The 18,927-nt window shown below is 44.8% G+C and carries 16 protein-coding genes and 1 pseudogene; 11 read left to right on the top strand and 6 right to left on the bottom strand.

From position 1 onward, the window contains the following. Positions 1-655 precede the first annotated feature (655 nt). The 5 genes from coaE to pheA all read left to right on the top strand — a co-directional run bounded on the left by coaE (position 656) and on the right by pheA (position 3,645). Positions 656-1,273 carry a dephospho-CoA kinase gene (gene coaE, locus ACUHGC_RS10985; RefSeq protein WP_446833341.1) on the top strand — a complete coding sequence of 206 codons (618 nt, stop codon included), beginning with the start codon at positions 656-658 and terminating at the stop codon, positions 1,271-1,273. Then, positions 1,266-1,475, top strand: coding sequence for a DNA gyrase inhibitor YacG (gene yacG / locus ACUHGC_RS10980; protein WP_446833340.1), 210 nt, complete (start codon positions 1,266-1,268; stop codon positions 1,473-1,475). Before coaE ends, yacG begins: the two co-directional genes overlap by 8 nt. 17 nt (positions 1,476-1,492) lie before the next feature. Continuing rightward, the gene (locus ACUHGC_RS10975) at positions 1,493-1,762 is read left to right on the top strand and encodes a GNAT family N-acetyltransferase (protein ID WP_446833339.1); all 270 of its coding nucleotides are present in this window, start codon (positions 1,493-1,495) and stop codon (positions 1,760-1,762) included. A 270-nt stretch (positions 1,763-2,032) separates the two neighbouring features. Next, positions 2,033-2,353 carry a ribosome-associated translation inhibitor RaiA gene (gene raiA, locus ACUHGC_RS10970; protein ID WP_446833338.1) on the top strand — a complete coding sequence of 107 codons (321 nt, stop codon included), beginning with the start codon at positions 2,033-2,035 and terminating at the stop codon, positions 2,351-2,353. Positions 2,354-2,484: 131 nt separating this feature from the next. Further along, on the top strand, positions 2,485-3,645 hold the full coding sequence (gene pheA, locus ACUHGC_RS10965) for a prephenate dehydratase (RefSeq protein ID WP_446833337.1): 1,161 nt from the start codon (positions 2,485-2,487) through the stop codon (positions 3,643-3,645). A gap of 84 nt (positions 3,646-3,729) precedes the next feature. Here pheA and ACUHGC_RS10960 read toward each other — a convergent pair. After that, positions 3,730-4,086, bottom strand: a pseudogene (locus ACUHGC_RS10960) (transposase); the annotation flags it as partial. Positions 4,087-4,188: 102 nt separating this feature from the next. On the opposite strand from ACUHGC_RS10960, the gene ACUHGC_RS10955 reads away from it, so the two are divergent. The 6 genes from ACUHGC_RS10955 (at position 4,189) to ptsG (ending at position 10,668) form a co-directional block, all read left to right on the top strand. Further along, a complete protein-coding gene (locus tag ACUHGC_RS10955; protein ID WP_446833336.1) occupies positions 4,189-5,550 on the top strand; it encodes an esterase-like activity of phytase family protein in 1,362 nt (453 codons plus the stop codon). Between the two features lie 141 nt (positions 5,551-5,691). Then, the gene (locus ACUHGC_RS10950) at positions 5,692-6,834 is read left to right on the top strand and encodes a 5-methyltetrahydropteroyltriglutamate--homocysteine S-methyltransferase (RefSeq protein WP_446833335.1); all 1,143 of its coding nucleotides are present in this window, start codon (positions 5,692-5,694) and stop codon (positions 6,832-6,834) included. Continuing rightward, complete coding sequence (locus tag ACUHGC_RS10945; protein ID WP_446833334.1) at positions 6,834-7,181, top strand: arsenate reductase; 348 nt, start codon at positions 6,834-6,836, stop codon at positions 7,179-7,181. The genes ACUHGC_RS10950 and ACUHGC_RS10945 overlap by 1 nt, the downstream gene beginning before the upstream one ends. A gap of 12 nt (positions 7,182-7,193) precedes the next feature. Continuing rightward, complete coding sequence (dapE, locus tag ACUHGC_RS10940) at positions 7,194-8,324, top strand: succinyl-diaminopimelate desuccinylase (RefSeq protein WP_446833333.1); 1,131 nt, start codon at positions 7,194-7,196, stop codon at positions 8,322-8,324. A gap of 15 nt (positions 8,325-8,339) precedes the next feature. Next, positions 8,340-9,017 carry a M15 family metallopeptidase gene (locus tag ACUHGC_RS10935; protein ID WP_446834894.1) on the top strand — a complete coding sequence of 226 codons (678 nt, stop codon included), beginning with the start codon at positions 8,340-8,342 and terminating at the stop codon, positions 9,015-9,017. Positions 9,018-9,228: 211 nt separating this feature from the next. Next, positions 9,229-10,668: a PTS glucose transporter subunit IIBC gene (ptsG, locus tag ACUHGC_RS10930; protein WP_446833332.1), complete on the top strand. Its 1,440-nt coding sequence runs from the start codon at positions 9,229-9,231 to the stop codon at positions 10,666-10,668. 57 nt (positions 10,669-10,725) lie between these two features. Here ptsG and ACUHGC_RS10925 read toward each other — a convergent pair whose 3' ends face one another. The 5 genes from ACUHGC_RS10925 to parC form a co-directional block, all read right to left on the bottom strand. Continuing rightward, positions 10,726-12,267 (bottom strand): helix-turn-helix domain-containing protein, encoded by a 1,542-nt coding sequence (locus tag ACUHGC_RS10925; RefSeq protein ID WP_446833331.1) that lies wholly within the window; start codon positions 12,265-12,267, stop codon positions 10,726-10,728. A gap of 76 nt (positions 12,268-12,343) precedes the next feature. Continuing rightward, complete coding sequence (locus ACUHGC_RS10920; RefSeq protein ID WP_446833330.1) at positions 12,344-13,549, bottom strand: N-acetylglucosamine-6-phosphate deacetylase; 1,206 nt, start codon at positions 13,547-13,549, stop codon at positions 12,344-12,346. Next, positions 13,533-14,912, bottom strand: coding sequence for a class-II fumarase/aspartase family protein (locus ACUHGC_RS10915; protein ID WP_446833329.1), 1,380 nt, complete (start codon positions 14,910-14,912; stop codon positions 13,533-13,535). Before ACUHGC_RS10915 ends, ACUHGC_RS10920 begins: the two co-directional genes overlap by 17 nt. A gap of 1 nt (position 14,913) precedes the next feature. Then, complete coding sequence (locus tag ACUHGC_RS10910; RefSeq protein ID WP_446833328.1) at positions 14,914-16,482, bottom strand: PTS transporter subunit EIIC; 1,569 nt, start codon at positions 16,480-16,482, stop codon at positions 14,914-14,916. A 197-nt stretch (positions 16,483-16,679) separates the two neighbouring features. Continuing rightward, positions 16,680-18,917 (bottom strand): DNA topoisomerase IV subunit A, encoded by a 2,238-nt coding sequence (gene parC, locus ACUHGC_RS10905; protein WP_446833327.1) that lies wholly within the window; start codon positions 18,915-18,917, stop codon positions 16,680-16,682. Between the last annotated feature and the right edge of the window lie 10 nt (positions 18,918-18,927).

Here is an 18,927-nt window from a genome sequence, read left to right as displayed (position 1 = left end):
ACATATTAATTTACACTCAAATACAGTCTAGAGGGAAAATGTTTTTTTGTGATCTGAATTCCTAAATTTAATATTTTTTGCTTTATTTTTATTCAGTTAAACGGGTTTTTGAGTGGTTTTTTAACATGTTAGGCTATCTCATTTTACATTTGCATATATTTCATCTGATTGAAAGTTAGGCTGGAATTGTAATGAGAGGTGGTGTAGGGATAACTACTCAAGAGGCCTAATAATAGGGATATCTTTTAATGAGCTAAACATTACAAAGGATAACTGTAGTGGTCAACTACACTGGGGAGGGTAAATATAACCGTATTTCACCCAACGGGGCGAGCCATGCTTAACCGCACACGGGCGGAAATTCATTGAAATATCAATATATAAATATTTAATTTATTAAAATAAATCAAAGTGCGGTGTATCGTATTTTTTGCACGAGCAAAACAAAACCGTAGGTTTTGAATGTTGCCTTTAGGCAACAGCCCGAAGGGCGAACTTGTGAGTAAAAGTAAGTCGCCATCGGCAAAATATAATAGTTAAATAGCAAACAGCCGAAAATAGTCTGCATCTTGCAACAGAGGTGAAAAGTTTATAGAGTCTGAGACAGTAATCGTTATATCATAGAACACAATCTCTTAAAGACTAAAGGATTCAAATGACCCATATCATAGGCTTAACCGGCGGCATTGGCAGTGGCAAAAGCACGATTGCGGCGATGTTTGCCGAACATGGCGTGCCGATTGTGGATGCGGATATTGTGGCGCGTGAAGTAGTGGAAAAAGGTTCACCTCTGTTGGCGCAAATCGCCGAGCATTTCGGTGAACATTTACTGACGAATGATGGCGAACTGGATCGCGCGGGGCTGCGTCAAATCGTGTTTAATGAACCTGCGCAAACCGAATGGTTGAATCAACTGCTTCACCCTGCAATTCGCGAACGAATGCTGCAACAACTGCAAAACCAAACCGCACCTTATGTACTGTGGGTGGTGCCGCTGTTAATTGAAAATAACCTGACTGAATATTGCCAGCGAGTGCTGGTGATCGATGTCAGCGAACAGACACAACTCCAAAGAGCGGTGTTGCGCGACAACAGCAACCTTGAACAGATCAAAAAAATCATGCGGGCGCAAGTCAGCCGTGAACAACGCTTGGCAAATGCCGATGATGTGATTAATAATGACCGCACTTTAAACCAAGCCGAAGCGGATCTGCGCCGTCAGGTTGCCGATCTGCACCAAAAGTATTTAGCATTAGGACAGAACAATGAGTAATGAAATCACCCGCGTACCTTGCCCGATTTGCCATAAATCGGTGGAGTGGAGCGAAAAAAGCCCGTTTCGACCGTTTTGCAGCAAACGCTGCCAGTTAATTGATTTGGGCGAATGGGCGAACGAAGAAAAAGCGATCGCCTCAGATACCGCCGATTTTGCGATTGACAGCAGCGTTGGCGGCGAAGATTGGACGAAACACTAAATTCACGGAGTACAATCATGCAAATTCAACATCAGCACAATGCACAACACGGCGCATTTTTTATTGAGCAAAACGGCAGCCGCATCGCCGAATTGTCCTACCGCACTTTGAATGAAAATACGCTCGACGCCAATCATACCTTCGTCGATTCCAGCCTGCGTGGGCAGGGGATTGCCGACAAACTGTATCAGGCGTTTATCGAATTTGTCGATCAAAACGGTTATCAAGTGCGGCCGAGCTGCAGTTATATCGAAAGTAAAATGCGGCGTGAAAAACGGCTGGTTTAGGCAGGAATCGACGGAAAAAAACGAATGGAAATAATGGGTTGTTTTGTGTAAGGTTCGCAACTATCCTGAATATCATAACAACTTTGACATAAAATAAAAGCGGAATTCTTTGATTTTTTGGCTTATGCCTATTTTTTAATAAATTGTATTATTGATCAAACAAAAGGGCTTGAAATCTTTGAATAGTAGGACTATGTTGTAACTAAAGATAAATGGATTTTTTCTTGAGTGTCATCACTCGGCAACCTACCTAAAAAAGAGGTAAATACTATGACAGTAAAAATTACAAGCAAACAAATGGAAATTACCCCTGCAATCCGTGCCCATGTTGAGGAGCGAGTCGCCAAATTAGATAAGTGGCAAACTCAACTGATTAATCCGCATTTTATTTTGAATAAAACCCCGCAAGGTTTTGCGGCGGAAGCCTCAATCGGCACGCCGATCGGTGATTTATTTGCTACTGCCGAAGGCGAAGATATGTACAAAACCATTAACGATCTGGAAGATAAACTAGAGCGTCAACTGAATAAACTGCAACACAAAGGCGAAGCCCGCCGCGCCAACGAAAGATTAAAAGATTCGTTTGAATAATTTGGCGCAATCCGTTTCATATTTACTTAACCCGACGAATGTCGGGTTTTTTTCGGCTTTTTGCTGAGGAAACTTGAGAAAAATCGGTTTACTACATAGAATGAGGGAAAAAATAAGGAATCGAAGCCGTTATGCCGAAAGATTTGAATGAAATTCGCCAGCAAATTACTCAGCTGGATCGTAGCCTGTTGAAATTATTGTCAGAACGCCACCGCTTAGCTTATGACGTGGTACGCAGTAAAGAACAGACCAAAAAGCCGTTGCGTGATATCACGCGCGAACAGCAATTATTGCAAGAGTTAATCCATTTTGCCGAAGCGCAGAATTATCAGCTCGAACCGCAATATATCACTCAAATTTTTCAGAAAATCATCGAAGATTCGGTGTTGACCCAGCAAGCCTATCTGCAAAATAAACTGAACGAACAGCGTGAAAACAGCATCAGCATTGCGTTTCTCGGCGTGCGCGGTTCCTATTCCAATTTGGCGGCGCGCCAATATGCCGAGCGTTATCAAAAGCAGCTGGTTGAATTAAGCAGCGACAGCTTTCAGCAAATTTTCGATAAAGTGGAAAACGGCGAAGCGGATTATGGCATTTTGCCACTGGAAAATACCACCTCCGGCTCGATCAACGACGTGTACGACCTGCTGCAACACACCCAATTGTCGATTGTCGGCGAACTGACTTACCCGATTAAACACTGCGTGCTGGTGGCGGGCGAAACCGCACTTGAGCAAATCGACACTCTGTACAGTCACCCGCAAGTGATCGCACAATGCAGCCAGTTTATTCAGGGGCTGGAACGGGTGCACATCAACTATTGCGAAAGTAGCTCGCACGCCATGCAGCTGGTTTCACAGCTGAATAAACCGAATATCGCAGCGCTCGGAAATGCCGATGGCGGCAAATTATACGGCTTGCGCGTGCTGAAAACCGACATAGCCAACCAGCCGAACAACATCACCCGCTTTATCGTGATCGCCAAAAAAGCGATCGTGGTTTCGCCGCAACTGCAAACCAAAACCCTGCTATTGATGAGCACCCAACAAACCGCCGGTGCGCTGGTGGACGCGTTGTTGGTGTTCAAAAATCACCATATTCAAATGAGCAAACTGGAATCGCGCCCGATTTACGGACGCCCGTGGGAAGAGATGTTCTACTTAGAAATCGAGGCGAATATTCACGATCCGCAAACCCAAACCGCACTTGAGGAGCTGAAACAGGTCAGCACCTACCTCAAGATCCTCGGTTGCTATCCAAGCGAAATTGTGCAGCCGGTGAAGCCGGTTTAAAACAAGCAACAACCAAGTGCGGTTATTTTTGATATTTCATCAAAGTAACCGCACTTTTTGAACTGCCCCCTATAAGTTGGACGGTTATTTTAAGGACTGATGTCGATATTGTATCGGGCTCAGTCCTTTTAATTTAAGTTGAATACGTTCTTCATTATAGTAGCGAACATATTCATTAATCACGCGCTCAAGCTCATTTATGCTCTCAAAGCGTTTTCCGTAAAAGCATTCCACCTTCATTCGCCCGAAAAAGCTTTCCATGGCGGCATTATCTAAGCAGTTCCCTTTCCTCGACATGCTTTGCTGAATACCATTTTTCGCTAATAGGCTATTTGGGCTTCGACTCAATCCATAAGCGATGAGTTCATTATTAAAGCAGTCAAGAATCGGTGAAAAATACAGTTTATCGTTTTTCACCCGAAATTCGGTAATATCGGTCAGAATTTCTCGACCGCACTTTTTGTTTTTGGTGTGCAGTCATATTTCTGTCACATAAATTTCCTACAATAAATCGAATTTTATTCAACTTAAAGGAGACAGAAAATGGCATTAAAAAAACAATTTACATTAAGCCTGACCACACTTTTAACATTCGGTATGGCACAAGGCGCGCTGGCTGCACAAGCACAGCCGGCAGTGTTGGCGGGGCACGTTGTGCTGCCGGCGGAGACCTTTGTCGCGGCACCGAATGATGCGCCGAAAAGTTTACAGCACAGCGGCAAATTCACCACCGGCAAACGCAACGAAACGCTGCGCAGCATTGAAGGCTTATCCGACGGGCGTCCGACCGGCGTTTCACTGCCGTTTGACGGACAGCCGCTACAAGGGCATTCTGGCATCAAACGTATGAGCGACGGCAGCTACTGGGTGTTGATTGACAACGGCGCCGGTTCAAAAGCCAATTCGCCGGATTTTATGCTGTATCTGACCCAATATGAGGTTGATTTCGGCAGCGATAAATTTGCGCCGAAGAAAACCATTTTCCTGCATGATCCGGATAAAAAAATTCCATTCCATATTGTGAATGAAGCCACCGACAAGCGCTACCTGACCGGCGCAGATTTAGATCCGGAAAGTTTTCAAATTGTGGATAACAAGATTTGGATCGGTGAGGAATTTGGACCGTACCTGATTCAAACCGACATGGACGGCAAAGTGCTGAACTTCTTTGAAACCCAAGTGGACGGCAAACTGATCCGCTCGCCGGATCATTTCACTCAACGCCTGCCGGGCACGCCGAATGATAAGATTAATTTTGAAGTCAAACGCTCAAAAGGCTTTGAAGGCATGGCATCAGCGCCGGACGGCAGCAAATTGTACCCATTATTAGAAGGCGTACTATGGGATTCAGCTGCAAGCAGTTATGAAAATGACGGCGGCAAAGAGTACCTGCGGATTTTGGAATTTGATGTGGCGAAACAGGCGTGGACAGGCAATTTCTGGAAATATCCGCTTGAAGCCAATCATCACGCGATTGGTGATTTCAACATGATTGACGCCAACCGCGCCTTGATTATCGAACGCGACAACGGGGAAGGTGTTGCGGAAAAAGCCTGCGCTGCTGATGCTAAAGACAAAACCGCCTGCTTCCCGAATCTGCCGAAATTCAAGCGGGTTTATCTGGTCAAATTTGCTCAAACGAACTACGGACAAAATGTCGAAAAATTGGGTTATATTGATTTAATGAACATTCAAGATCCGAACAACATCGCCAAAAAACCGTTAAGTCAAGAGGTGTTCACCTTCCCATTCTTCACCATTGAGAATGTAGATTTGGTTGACGACAAACATATTATTGTCGGCAATGACAACAATTTGCCGTTCTCCAGCAGTCGTGACCCAAATAAAGCGGATGATAACGAGCTAATCTTATTAAATGTCGAGTCATTATTACAGTTGAAATAAACCGCACTTGATAATTCTTAATTCGATATTCAATGCCTTATTCCCCCGAATAAGGCATTTTTCTGTAAACAGCCCTGTCAAATCAGCCTGAATTTGTTATTATCTTGCCATCTTTTATTGCCACAACAGGAATCCAATATTATGAGTAAACTTTTTGAAAACGTACAACAACGCAACAAGGCCCCTTTCCGTTATGACATCGTGGGCAGTTTTTTGCGCCCTGAAGCATTGAAACAGGCGCGTGCGCAGTGCCAGTGTGGTGATCTTAGCCATGCGGAATTAACCAAAGTTGAAGATGCTGAAATTACACGTTTGGTGGAACAGCAAAAAGCAGTCGGTTTACACGCCGTAACCGACGGTGAATTTCGCCGTACGTTTTGGCACATGGATTTCTTGGCGGCGTTAGACGGCGTGCAAGAAGTGGAAGCGGAAAAATTTTCAGTACAGTTTAAACATCAAGACGTGCGCCCAAAAACCTTGAAAATCGTGGATAAAGTCGATTTCTCCGCACACCCGTTTTTGCAGCATTACCAAGCCTTGCAACAAATTGCCGGTGATTTTCCGGTGAAATACACCATTCCTTCGCCGAGTATGCTGCATTTGATCTGCTGCGTGCGCGCTACCGATTATCAGCCGATTGCGCGTTATCAAGACAACAACGCTCAACTATTAGCCGACATTTCGGCGGCATACAAAAAAGCGATTCAGGCGTTTTATGACTTGGGTTGCCGCAATTTGCAGCTGGACGACACCAGCTGGGGCGAATTTTGTTCGGCGGAAAAACGTGCGGCATATGCGGAGCGTGGCTTCGATGTCGATCAAATCGGACGTGATTATGTGAAAATGATCAACGATGCAATCGCAGATCGTCCGGCGGACATGGCGATCACCATGCACATTTGCCGCGGCAACTTCCGTTCGACTTGGTTCTCGTCCGGCGGTTATGAGCCGGTGGCGGAAATTCTGTTCGGCGGCTGCCAAGTAGATGGCTTTTTCTTAGAATACGACAACGATCGTTCCGGCGATTTCAAACCGCTGCGCTTTATTAAAGATCAACAAGTGATCTTGGGCTTAGTGACCTCAAAGAGCGGTGAGCTGGAAGATAAAGCCACGATTATCGAACGCATTCGAGAAGCAGCGCAATATGTCGACATCAACCAGCTGGGCTTAAGTCCGCAATGTGGTTTCGCTTCAACTGAAGAGGGCAATATTCTGACCGAAGAGCAGCAGTGGAATAAACTGAACTTTATCCGCGAAATCACCGAAGAAGTATGGGGTAAATAATGGTCACGGTTTACGGCATTAAAAATTGCGACACGGTGAAAAAAACGCTGCAATGGCTGGCGGACAACGGCGTGGCGGCAGCTTTGCATGATTATCGAGTTGACGGGATTGACGCAGCATATTTGCAACAGGTGGAAACGCTGTTCGGCTGGCAGGTGCTGGTGAACAAGCGCAGCACCACTTGGCGCAATTTGGATGAGGCAATCAAGGCGAATTTGGATCAGCAGACCGCACTTGAGTTGTTGCTGGCGCAGCCGACCTTGATCAAACGCCCGATTGTACTCGGCGGCGACAAACCGTTAATCGGCTTTGACGCTAAAATCTATGCCGATGCGTTCGGCGGCTAAAAGAGCGGTGAGATGAAACAGACTATTATTGGATTAGCGCAAGATTTGATCCGTCGTCCGTCGATCAGCCCGCAGGATTTAGGCTGTCAGCAAGTGATCGCCGAGCGGCTTGCCAAGTGCGGTTTTCAGATTGAATGGCTGCCGTTTAACGACACCTTGAATCTGTGGGCGCGGCGTGGCAACGCAAGCCCGTGTATCGCCTTTGCCGGACACACCGATGTGGTTCCGGTCGGCGAGGAAAAAAATTGGCAACATCCTCCGTTTGAAGCGGAAATCGTTGACGATATGCTGTTTGGGCGCGGCGCAGCGGATATGAAAGGTTCACTGGCGGCAATGGTGGTGGCGGCGGAACAGTATGTCGCCGACAACCCGAATCATCAAGGCAGCATTGCATTTTTAATCACTTCCGATGAGGAAGCGGCGGCAACCGACGGCACGGTGCGAGTGGTGGAAACCTTAATTGCGCGTGGCGAAAAAGTCGATTTCTGTATGGTCGGTGAGCCGTCAAGTGCGGTTCAATTAGGTGATACGATTAAAAACGGTCGCCGCGGTTCGATCACCGCCAACCTGTATATTCAAGGCGTTCAGGGGCACGTTGCCTACCCGCACTTGGCGGATAATCCGGTGCATAACGCGTTGCCGGTGTTGGACGAATTGGTGAAAATCGAGTGGGATCGGGGCAATGAATTTTCCCCGCCGACCAGCTTACAAATCGCCAATATTCAGGCGGGAACCGGCAGCAATAACGTGATTCCGGGCGAACTGTATGTGCAGTTTAATCTGCGTTTTTCCACCGAAGTCAATCCGGAATTGATTCAGCAAACCGTGTCGCAGCTGTTGGATAAACATCAGTGCCAATATCGTATTGAATGGAATCTGTCCGGCTTGCCGTTTGTTACGCCGCAAGGCGAATTTATTCAAGCGGTGAAAAGTGCGGTCGAGCAGCATTTGGCGATTAGCCCGAAACTGGATACCGGCGGCGGCACGTCCGACGGGCGTTTTATCGCGCAAATGGGCACGGAAGTGGTGGAATTAGGGCCGTTGAACGCCACCATTCACAAAGTGGACGAATGTGTCAGCTGCGAAGCGCTGTATCGCTTGGGGCTGGTGCACCGTCAACTGTTGCAAAACTTGCTGGGCTAGCGCTGTATGAGCTCGATTAAACTCAGTGCCGAAATGCTGACCGGTAAAAGTGAAGCGCATCTCTTGCCGTTAGCTTCACCGTATGCCGATCATCACAAACTGCAAGCTGAGGCGTTGCGCGCCTTTACCGCTCTTCAACAAAGTGCGGTCAGCGCAGGGTTTGATCTGCAACCGGCGAGCAGTTTCCGCGATTTTTTCCGCCAACAATACATCTGGAACGGCAAATTTTGCGGACAGCGCAAGGTGCATGATGATCTGGGAGAACCGCTCGATTTGAGCTGTATGGACGAGTGGCAGAAGTGTCAAGCCATTCTGCGCTGGTCGGCATTGCCCGGTGCTAGCCGCCACCATTGGGGCACCGAAATTGATATTTACGACCCGACACGCCTACCACAAGGGCAAACGCTGCAACTAGAGCCGTGGGAATATGCACCGCAAGGCTATTTCTATGAACTGTCGCAATGGTTGAATGAGCAGCTACCGCACTTTGATTTCACGCTACCGTTCCAACCCGCGTCAACGCTGGAAATCGGCTGCGAGCCTTGGCACATCAGCTACCAGCCGCTTGCCGAACAATGCCGCGCGCAATTTAATCCGGAGATTTTACTCGCCAGTTGGCAAAATGAGGAAATTGCCGGCAAAGCAATATTGGAAACCCAGCTTGACAATATCTTTACCCGCTTTATCGCCTAACTGCATTTTATTTACGCTATTTATTTTTTTAAATTAAAAAAATGTGATCTAGATTTTATTTTAGCGTTTTAGTTAATAAAAGAGGTTGGTAGTTTGCGCGCAGATCGTTTATAGTTCGCCCCACTTACGTGGTTGTGGGTATGCGCGTAATCTGAGGCGAGCGGACTAACCGCCGATTTCTCATCAAAGCATAAATTTATCAGGAGTTCTCATGTCAAGTAATCTGTTTGCCATTGCTCAAAAGGTCGGCAAATCACTTATGTTGCCTGTATCGGTGTTGCCGATTGCGGGGATTTTATTAGGCGTCGGTGCGGCGCATTTCAGCTGGATGCCGGATGTGGTTTCCAATCTGTTGGAACAAGCGGGCGGCTCGGTGTTCGGGCAAATGGCGCTGTTGTTCGCGATTGGGGTGGCATTAGGTTTCACCAATAACGACGGCGTTGCCGCGTTGGCATCGGTGGTCGGCTACGGCATTATGATTGCCACTTTAAAAGTGATGGCGCCGGTGGTTGGCGTTGAACACATTGAAACCGGCGTATTGGGCGGGATCTTAGTCGGTGCGGTTGCAGCATGGGCGTTCAACCGTTTTTATCGTATTCAATTGCCTGCTTATCTCGGTTTCTTTGCCGGTAAACGGTTTGTGCCGATTGTCACCGGTTCGTTGGCGATTGTTTTGGGCGTGGTGTTGTCGTTAATTTGGCCTCCGATCGGCGGTTTGATTGATACCTTCTCCCACTGGGCGGCAGAGCAAAACCCAGCGTTGGCATTCGGAATCTACGGCGTGGTTGAGCGTAGCTTGATTCCATTCGGCTTGCACCACATCTGGAACGTGCCGTTTTTCTTCCAAGCGGGAACCTGTGTTGACGCCAGTGGCGTGACCCAACACGGCGTGGTAACCTGCTTCCTGTCTGCAACCGAAGCCTCGCGTACGCCGGAAATGAGCTATTTTGGACAATTAGCCGGTGGTTATATGTTCAAAATGTTCGGTTTGCCAGCGGCTGCGATTGCGATTTGGCGTGCCGCTAAACCGGAAAACCGTGCGCGTGTCGGCGGGATCATGATCTCCGCAGCCTTGACCTCATTCCTGACAGGGATCACCGAGCCGTTGGAATTCTCTTTCATGTTTGTTGCGCCGGTATTGTACGCAATCCACGCACTGTTGGCGGGTTCTGCTTATGTGGTCACCAATATGCTGGGCATGGTACACGGCATGACTTTCTCACACGGCTTTATCGACTTCACCTTGTTGTCGGCTAATTCGCACAAATTGTGGTTGTTCCCAGTGGTCGGTGGAATCTACGCAGTGATCTACTTCACGGTATTCACCGTGGTGATTAAAGCCTTGAACTTGAAAACGCCGGGGCGTGAAGACGAAAGCGAAGCGACATCCGTTACAGGTGCTGCAGCCGGTGACGAAATGGCTGCTAGTTTGGTTGCCGCATTTGGTGGCAAACAAAACATTAAAAGCTTAGATGCCTGTATCACTCGCTTGCGTATCGGCGTGAACGATGTCAGCAAAGTCGAACAAGCTCGCTTAAAAGAGCTGGGCGCAGCAGGCGTAGTCGTGGTCGGCAGCGGTATTCAAGCGATTTTCGGTACGAAGTCTGAAAACTTGAAAACCGATATGGATCATTGGATTCAGAAGAATTAGTTAGAGCTTAAGTTCGTTTTATTTAAATCTAACCATCGTAAGGTGGTTAGGTTTTTTTTAATAAAAAAAATCACTGTATTTATGTTTGAGATGATGATGTAACTCTGCTTCTGTCATATTTTTTATTTCTGAAACAAATTTTTTTCGAGATATTTTATGTTTAATACTCGGAAATCCAGCTTCGATCAATAATGCAATATCTTGAGCAGGAAGATTGAAATTCACTTTAATGCAAGAAATATTTTTTTCCTTTAAATAATTAGAGATTTTATTGGTGAATGTGATAACAAAATCAGCATTCGAGTGTTCTAATATATAAAGCTCATTGATATTTATACAACTCACTATCTGGATATCGAATGTGGCTGCCAAGAGTGCTTTGAAATAGCCTATTTTTCTTTCTGATGAATTGGTTACGATGTAAACTCTTTTCTGTTGTCGAAATTGCAATTTTTCTCTGATTTCAAATTTTTTTAAAATCAATACGATGGTTGCGATCATATTTTTGGTGAGTTGCTGCTGATAGATATGATTTATCTCTTTAACAAAATGCTTCACCTGCTGAAAGAGCTCACGGTGCAAGAGATCAACATCGCTGAGTTTTTTATCATCGAAATCAAGCATAAGATAGCTTTGCAGTAAAGATGATGAAAGTACCATGTATATTTCTGATAACAGCTCGCTTTCATCTTCCTTCATAATGGTGATAGTTTGAGAGATATTGTGATAAAAGGACTCGATTAGTTGATATAAAAATTGGTTTTTAATCTGTATCTGCTCATGCCTTTGATTTAGGGCAGAAAGTAAAATATTTAAAAAAGCATCTTCCTTAGCGATTTGAAAGAACGTAATAGTGTGATCGAACTCCAGTGGTGGTAAGCTTATATTGTCGATAATATTCTTGTTTTTGATCCTCAGCGTAGTAAGGGAAAGATAGAGTAACAAATACTTTTTTGAATTATAGGATAATTTAATTTTTTGATGTATGTCATGGTATTGCTTCATAATCAATGACGATTCATTTTCTATTTCAGATAAAAATTGCTTTGCAATCAGCTGATCAAATGGAAAATTGGCTTTGTGTAAGATCAGCATGTTGTTATGATCAACTTCGATAGTATGAAATATTGAACTACAAAAATACATGCGCAATGCTACTTCATCACCGGAAATTGTCCGCATGCCTTTTTTTGTAATGTTTATTTTGAGATTGACCGGAATTTTATTATCCAATGATTTTAAATCATTTTTAATCGTACTATAACTTATATTCAGCTCGGAATAAAATTGCTCAAGATTGACCTCACCAGATAAAATAAGCTTCAGTAAAAGTAGCTTTATCCGTTCATTTGAATTAGAAATATAGTGTTTAGGATTAAATTGATGAATGAAGTTAATATAGTCTTGGTATGTTATTTGAGTGATAATTTTTGTATTGATAACATGGATTTTACTTCTGTCATGTAACGTGTCATTGATTTCTTTAATTGCCCGTTTTATTGTAGAAAGGGTCTTTTGGTACTTAGATAGTATAATATGAAGATCAATAGGCGCATTTTCTTGAATGAACTTGATTAATTCAAAATTAAAATGATTCATTGGCAAATTCCTATGATAACGACTTTAGATATTCATATTATACATAAGAGACAATGTTAATTAAGCTGGAATGTTATTACGCCTTTAATTGCTCAACGCCTCGACAGTAAACTTGTTTTAAATTCAGCTCTGTATCTAAGACTAAAATATCAGCGTCTTTTCCGCTCGTTAAGCTCCCTTTTCTGGCGGATATGCCTGCAAGGTGTGCAGGATTTTCACTGGCAATTTTAGCGATAGATATTAAACCTCTCTCTAACCGAGGATAAATGGCTTGCACCGACTCCAAGAAACTCATTTCTAAGTTTTTGACATTATCATAGATTGATGTATCAATATTTTCGAACGAACCGTCTTCCTGTTCAATATGCAAGCATCTATTGGATTTTACAGTAAATTTTTGTTTTCTCAAGTAGTGGTAAAACGATTCTCCCTCAGGGAAATCTGCAAATCCGACACAATCGGTTGTTAATACCATACGATTGTCGGTTTTTAGTCGATAGAGAATGTCAAAGGCTTCTGGTTTAATCGTGATGCCGGTCTGTTTAGCAACTTCCGCATAGGTATCTTGGTGATACATAAGAGCCCCCACAACACCAAGCTCTCGATGGTGAAATCCACGCATTGCGCTATAAGAGTGCGTGAAATGGTTTAAACCTGCTTCTTTGATCGCTTGAGTAATCTGCGCAAAGGTAGCAGCCGTATGCCCTGCGGCTACCGTGATATTCTGATTTCTTAAATGTTTGATCAACGCTAAAGCATTCGGCAGTTCAGGCGCAATAGTCATAGATCGGATAGATTGACGAGCGATTTGGTTGAAGCGATCAAATTGAGAAATACTAGGAGATTGTAATGCGTCTGCACGCTGCATACCGAGATAATCTTCACTAATATAAGGACCTTCCATATGGATACCGATAACTTCAGCACCATTTTCGGGATCGGCAGTTTCAATAAAATTTGCAGCTTGATCGAGAGAATATTCAAGAAAATCATTTGGCATGACCCCTGATGTCGCTAAATAAGCGGTTGTACCGGTATGAATAAGATCTTTGCTCATTCTTTCCAATGACGTGAAACTACCGTTATGTGCAAATGCACCTCGTCCCCAGCCGTGAATATGAATGTCTATGAAACCCGGCATGATGATGTTGTGTTCATAATCGAGGACTTTACCCGAATATTGTTGTTGAAAGCCGGTAATTTGATCATTTTTAACAATGAGATAACCGCTTTCGATGCTATTTGGAAATACAATATTTGATGATTTAATTGCCCATTCCATGTAGTCTCTCCATATTGTTAAGTTTGTTTCTGGCTCGTTCCGCAGTTTCTGTTGCTAAGGTAGAACATAGCCCTAAATAATTTTCAGGTAGCAACATCTCATCTATTTCAGCTTTTGAAAAAGCTTGTTTAATCATTGGATTGGCTTGCAAGACAGCCGAATAATCTTGTCGGCTTGCGGTGCTTTCCATTGCGATTTCATAGACTAATTCATGTGCTTGATCTTTTCCAAGCCGTTCGACTAAGCTAATCATGATTTTTTCACTATTGATTAAGCCTTTTGTGATCATAACATTGGCATACATTTTTTCTTTGTCAATATGAAGTGTTCTTGTTAATTCTTCTGCACGCATCACTATTTCAGCGGTTAACTCCATGCTTTCTTGTAAAGAGGCATCAAAAATAAAATAAGCTGAACTGTCTGCTTCAAAAGGGCGAGGGGAGACATACAGTGCTGCGGTGAGAACGGAATAGAGTTTTTGTGCATTGGAAATAATGCCTTTTGCTAATTTTGGATTGATTTTCTGAGGCATCGTGCTACTGCCCACAGTACCTTTTGTAAAAGCTTCTGATACTTCAGCGAACTCTTCACTGGAGGTTTGATAAACTTCTTCGGCAATTTTATGAAATGTTGTCGCTAACAAACAAAGATTACTGATGTATTCAGTACGGAAGATTCGGCTATTGCGTGAGGGTAAATTCATTGTACGCATGTTCAATTTTTGTGCCATTAATAATTCCACTTTTCGTCCGGTCTCACCACTGGCATGATACGCACCGACAGCACCACCAGCCATAATTCTAAACACTCGTTTTTCAGCTTCCTCCAAGCGTTCAATGGCAGACAGTAATTCATCGATCCATACGGCAACTTTATAGCCATAGGTGATAGGTAGAGCATGCTTTCCGTGAGTTCGCCCCGGCATAACGGTTAAATGGTGCTGATCAGCCAATCGGCTCAAATTGGACAGAATATCACTTAAGAATTCCATCAGAATATGATGAAATTTTTTAGCTAGTAGCAGATGCCCGCTTTGTTGAATATTTTGTGTGGTTACACCATAGTGGACATATTTGCCGCTTTCCGCATCACAAGCGTTAATCAGCACTTTGATTAAAGGGACGAATCCGTGTCCAATTTGTTGTAATAGTCTATCCATTTCGTTTAGATCAATGCAATCTAAGTGACATTTTTCAGCGATTTTTTTTCCTGCGGAGGCGGGAATAACCCCGTATTCCGCCTGTGATAAAGCCAGTGCTGCTTCTATATCCAACCAAGATTGTACTTTAGCTTCAAAACTAAAGAGCGCTTTAAAACCACGATCATCGATCGTTTTGCTTTTAGAATCATATAATGCTCTCATTTTAGTTCCCCTGCGGTGGTGCATACAATTGATCATCAACTGCATTTCTGACAAATTCAACATGCGGGCCAAAAACAACATGGATATGGTTATTTGATGGAATAAACGTACCCAATGCACCGGATTCTTTAATCAAATTCATATTTAATTTTTTCTGATCGACAACATCTACTCTTAGGCGAGAAATACAGTTTTCGACCTGCTTGATATTTTCTGCACCACCTAATGACTCAATAACGATTTGTGCAACTTTGTCATACTCTTTGTTATTTAATAGGGTGCTGTCGGAAATTTCCTCCTCCCTTCCCGGAGTTTTGATGTCGAATTTACCGATGGCGTAACGGAATACCGCATAGAACACAATGAAATTTACGATACCTAATAAAACGAGGTTTACCCACTGTGTATTCTCATACATTAAGCCAAAGATACCGAAATCAAAGATCGTGCCTCGAATATATCCGATTGAGATCCCCAGCATTTGTATAGGGATGGTGAATAAGCCACATAAAATGGCATAAATAATAAATAATTTTGGCGCAATAAAGAGGAATGAGAACTCTAAAGGTTCAGTGATATTGCCTAAAAATGCAGCGAGTACAATCGTTAAAATCATGCCTTTGGCAAACTTTTTATTTTTAGTGTATGCCATGTGATACATCGCCAATCCGATGGCAGGAATCCTAAATAGGGTTGTTTGCATTTGAGCTGAGGCTAAATAGCTGGCAAGGGTTGGCATATGTTCTTGCCAAGCTGCACTATTAGGGCCGAGTTCAAATAGAATTTTATTCATGGCAGGCAAAATACCGACATACATTTCACCATCAATTAAATATGTGCCACCGGCTTCAGTGAAGCGGATAGTGGAGCTTAACACATGATGCAAACCAAAAGGAATTAGCAGCCGATTTAAAGTCATCACGATACCGGCTCCAATATCCGGTAGCATTAAAAGGCCGGATAATTTTTCCATGCCGAAGGTGAAGATGCTCCAAATAAACGGCAATAATAAGCCGATAGGGATCATTAAACCAATAGAGATAATCGCAACGGATTTTTTACCACTAAAAAAGGCAAACGCCAGTGGAAGTTGCAAGCGATAAAAACGATCTGTTACTTTAGCTGCTAATAGCCCTGATATAATTCCGCCTAATGCTTCGATTTTTAGCGTATGAATTCCTAGTACCATTCCTTGCCCAACAAATGCCATATTTTCCTTAACCAGTTCACCAGATAATTTCAAATGAACATGCATGGAAATGAGCAGCGTCAGGTAGGCAATGACCGCAGCAAAAACAGCAATGCCTTTTTCCTTTTTAGACATGCCGTAAGCAACACCCATTGCAAATAACAGAGGAATATTCTGGAAGACGACGCTGGAAATAGAACCGGCAGATGAAAAAATGGCACGACAGTATTCATTACCCAAAAATGGGAGTTTCTCTATCATGTAATTTTGCCCTAAGGCACTGCATATTCCCATCACCATTCCGACAGGCGCTAATACAGCGATTGGTAACAAGAGTGAACGACCGAATGTTTGTATCTCATCTTTAAAATTTGATTTCATGGTAGCACCTCATCATTGTTATAAAGACTGCAATTAGACTAACAAATCGAAAAGGCAATAATCAACGGTAAATCTTGCGCCTACAGGATAGCAAGATTTATTATCAAAGTTAGTATTAGAATTTGGGGGAATAAAGAAGAAACGAAATCGGCAATAGTATTATTGCCGATTTCATATAGGGAAGTGGTAGATAATATTTATACCACTTCAATCTCTACACCGCTATGCAAACCACGTGGCAGTTGCCCGCCACGGCGACCGCGTTCGCCACGGAAATTGGCGAGGTCGTCCGGTTTGAGGGTGACTTTGCGTCGTCCTGCATGGAAAATCAGGCTGTTTTCCGGCTTGATCAACAGAATACGGCTTAACAATTCGCTGCGTGCTTTGGCGTTGGCAGACGGAATACCGATGATTTTATTGCCCTTGCCTTTGGATAAACTCGGTAGATCCGCCACCGGGAAAATCAGCATTTTGCCGATAGAGGAGATGGCGACCAGCAACATATCGTCAGCCGACACCGCTTGCGGCGGCAGCACTTTGGCGTTTTCGGTCAGGCTGATCAGCGCCTTGCCGGCTTTATTGCGCGACACTAAATCCTCAAATTTACACACGAAGCCGTAGCCGGAATCGGACGCCATTAAATACGCCTGTTCTTCTTTGTCCATTAACAGTTGTTCCACCACTGCCCCGCTCGGCAGACTGAGTTTGCCGGTGAGCGGTTCACCTTGTGAACGGGCGGACGGCAACGACAGCGGATCCAGCGCATAGCTGCGCCCGCTGCTGTCGATAAACACCGCCGCTTGATTGCTCTTGCCATTGGCGTGTTGCAGGTATTTATCACCGCTCTTATAGCTCAAACCCTGCACATCAATCTCGTGCCCTTTGGCGCAGCGCACCCAGCCCATTTCGGACAGGATCACCGTCACCGGCTCGGCAGGCAGCATTTCGCTTTCGGCAATCGCTTTGGCTTCGGCACGTTCGACAATCGGTGAACGGCGCGGGCTAGCGTAGGTTTTGGCGTCTTGCTGGATCTCTTTTTTGATCAAGCTGTTTAAGCTGCGCTCCGAGCCTAAAATCAGTTGTAACTGATCGCGCTCTTGTGCCAGTTCGTCTTGTTCCGCTTGAATTTTCACTTCTTCTAATTTTGCCAAATGGCGCAATTTTAAATCTAAAATGGCATCGGCTTGAATTTGGCTGAGGTTGAAGCGCTGCATCAATACCGCTCTTGGCTCGTCCTCGTTGCGGATAATTTCGATCACTTCGTCAATATTCAGATAGGCGATCATCAAACCGTCTAAAATATGCAGACGCGCCAGCACTTTATCGAGACGATATCGCAGGCGGCGGGTGACGGTGGTGCGGCGGAAGCTCAGCCATTCGCTGAGAATGGTGTGCAGATTTTTAACCGCCGGTTTTTGATCCAGTCCAATCATGTTCATGTTGACGCGATAGCTTTTTTCCAGATCGGTGGTGGCGAACAGGTGATCCATCAGCGGCTCGACCTCCACTCGGTTGGAACGCGGCACGATCACGATTCGGGTCGGGTTTTCGTGATCGGATTCATCACGCAGATCGTCAACCATCGGCAGTTTTTTATTGCGCATTTGCGCGGCGATCTGTTCGATCACTTTTGAACCGGAAGTTTGGTGCGGAAGTGCGGTTACGATGATTTCACCGTCCTCTTTTTTCCACACCGCGCGCATTTTAATCGAGCCGCGACCGGTTTGGTAAATTTTGGCAATATCCGCTTTCGGGGTGATGATTTCCGCTTCGGTCGGGAAATCCGGACCCTGTACAATCTCTAACAGTTGTTCTAAGCTGCTGTTCGGATTGTCGAGCAGCAACACCGCGGCGTCTGCCACCTCGTTCAGATTGTGTGGGGGAATGTCGGTCGCCATGCCGACTGCAATGCCGGTGGTGCCATTCAGTAAAATATGTGGCAGGCGCGCCGGCAGATATTGCGGCTCTTCCAGCGTGCCGTCAAAGTTCGGCTGATAATCGACCGTGCCTTGTCCCAATTCGGAGAGCAGCACTTCGGCGATTTTTGATAAACGCGATTCGGTGTAACGCATTGCTGCAAACGATTTCGGATCGTCTGCTGCGCCCCAGTTGCCTTGCCCGTCAACTAGCGGATAGCGGTAGGAAAACGGCTGTGCCATCAGCACCATCGCTTCGTAACAGGCGCTGTCGCCGTGTGGATGGAATTTCCCTAACACGTCACCGACGGTGCGCGCCGATTTTTTATATTTCGCCGAGGCGTTCAAGCCCAGTTCCGACATGGCGTAGATAATCCGACGTTGCACCGGCTTCAGCCCGTCGCCGATAAACGGCAGCGCACGATCCATAATCACATACATCGAGTAGTTTAAATAGGCTTTTTCGGTGAAATGCCGCAACGGCATTTGTTCCACGCCCTCGTAATTAATTTGGCTCATTCTTTTTATC

It is taken from the genome of Testudinibacter sp. P27/CKL/0425 (assembly GCF_052931395.1).
Note: the sequence above shows the minus strand (reverse complement) of the source record. Positions and strands in the feature narration are given on the sequence as shown.

Coding starts and splice junctions, on each gene's coding strand:
- pheA (WP_446833337.1), top strand. CDS start 2,485: ATGCCGAAAGATTTGAATGAAATTCGCCAGCAAATTACTCAGCTGGAT.
- coaE (WP_446833341.1), top strand. CDS start 656: ATGACCCATATCATAGGCTTAACCGGCGGCATTGGCAGTGGCAAAAGC.
- ACUHGC_RS10915 (WP_446833329.1), bottom strand. CDS start 14,912: ATGAGAGCATTATATGATTCTAAAAGCAAAACGATCGATGATCGTGGT.
- ACUHGC_RS10950 (WP_446833335.1), top strand. CDS start 5,692: ATGAGTAAACTTTTTGAAAACGTACAACAACGCAACAAGGCCCCTTTC.
- yacG (WP_446833340.1), top strand. CDS start 1,266: ATGAGTAATGAAATCACCCGCGTACCTTGCCCGATTTGCCATAAATCG.
- ACUHGC_RS10945 (WP_446833334.1), top strand. CDS start 6,834: ATGGTCACGGTTTACGGCATTAAAAATTGCGACACGGTGAAAAAAACG.
- dapE (WP_446833333.1), top strand. CDS start 7,194: ATGAAACAGACTATTATTGGATTAGCGCAAGATTTGATCCGTCGTCCG.
- ACUHGC_RS10955 (WP_446833336.1), top strand. CDS start 4,189: ATGGCATTAAAAAAACAATTTACATTAAGCCTGACCACACTTTTAACA.
- ptsG (WP_446833332.1), top strand. CDS start 9,229: ATGTCAAGTAATCTGTTTGCCATTGCTCAAAAGGTCGGCAAATCACTT.
- ACUHGC_RS10975 (WP_446833339.1), top strand. CDS start 1,493: ATGCAAATTCAACATCAGCACAATGCACAACACGGCGCATTTTTTATT.
- ACUHGC_RS10910 (WP_446833328.1), bottom strand. CDS start 16,482: ATGAAATCAAATTTTAAAGATGAGATACAAACATTCGGTCGTTCACTC.
- raiA (WP_446833338.1), top strand. CDS start 2,033: ATGACAGTAAAAATTACAAGCAAACAAATGGAAATTACCCCTGCAATC.
- parC (WP_446833327.1), bottom strand. CDS start 18,917: ATGAGCCAAATTAATTACGAGGGCGTGGAACAAATGCCGTTGCGGCAT.
- ACUHGC_RS10920 (WP_446833330.1), bottom strand. CDS start 13,549: ATGGAATGGGCAATTAAATCATCAAATATTGTATTTCCAAATAGCATC.
- ACUHGC_RS10925 (WP_446833331.1), bottom strand. CDS start 12,267: ATGAATCATTTTAATTTTGAATTAATCAAGTTCATTCAAGAAAATGCG.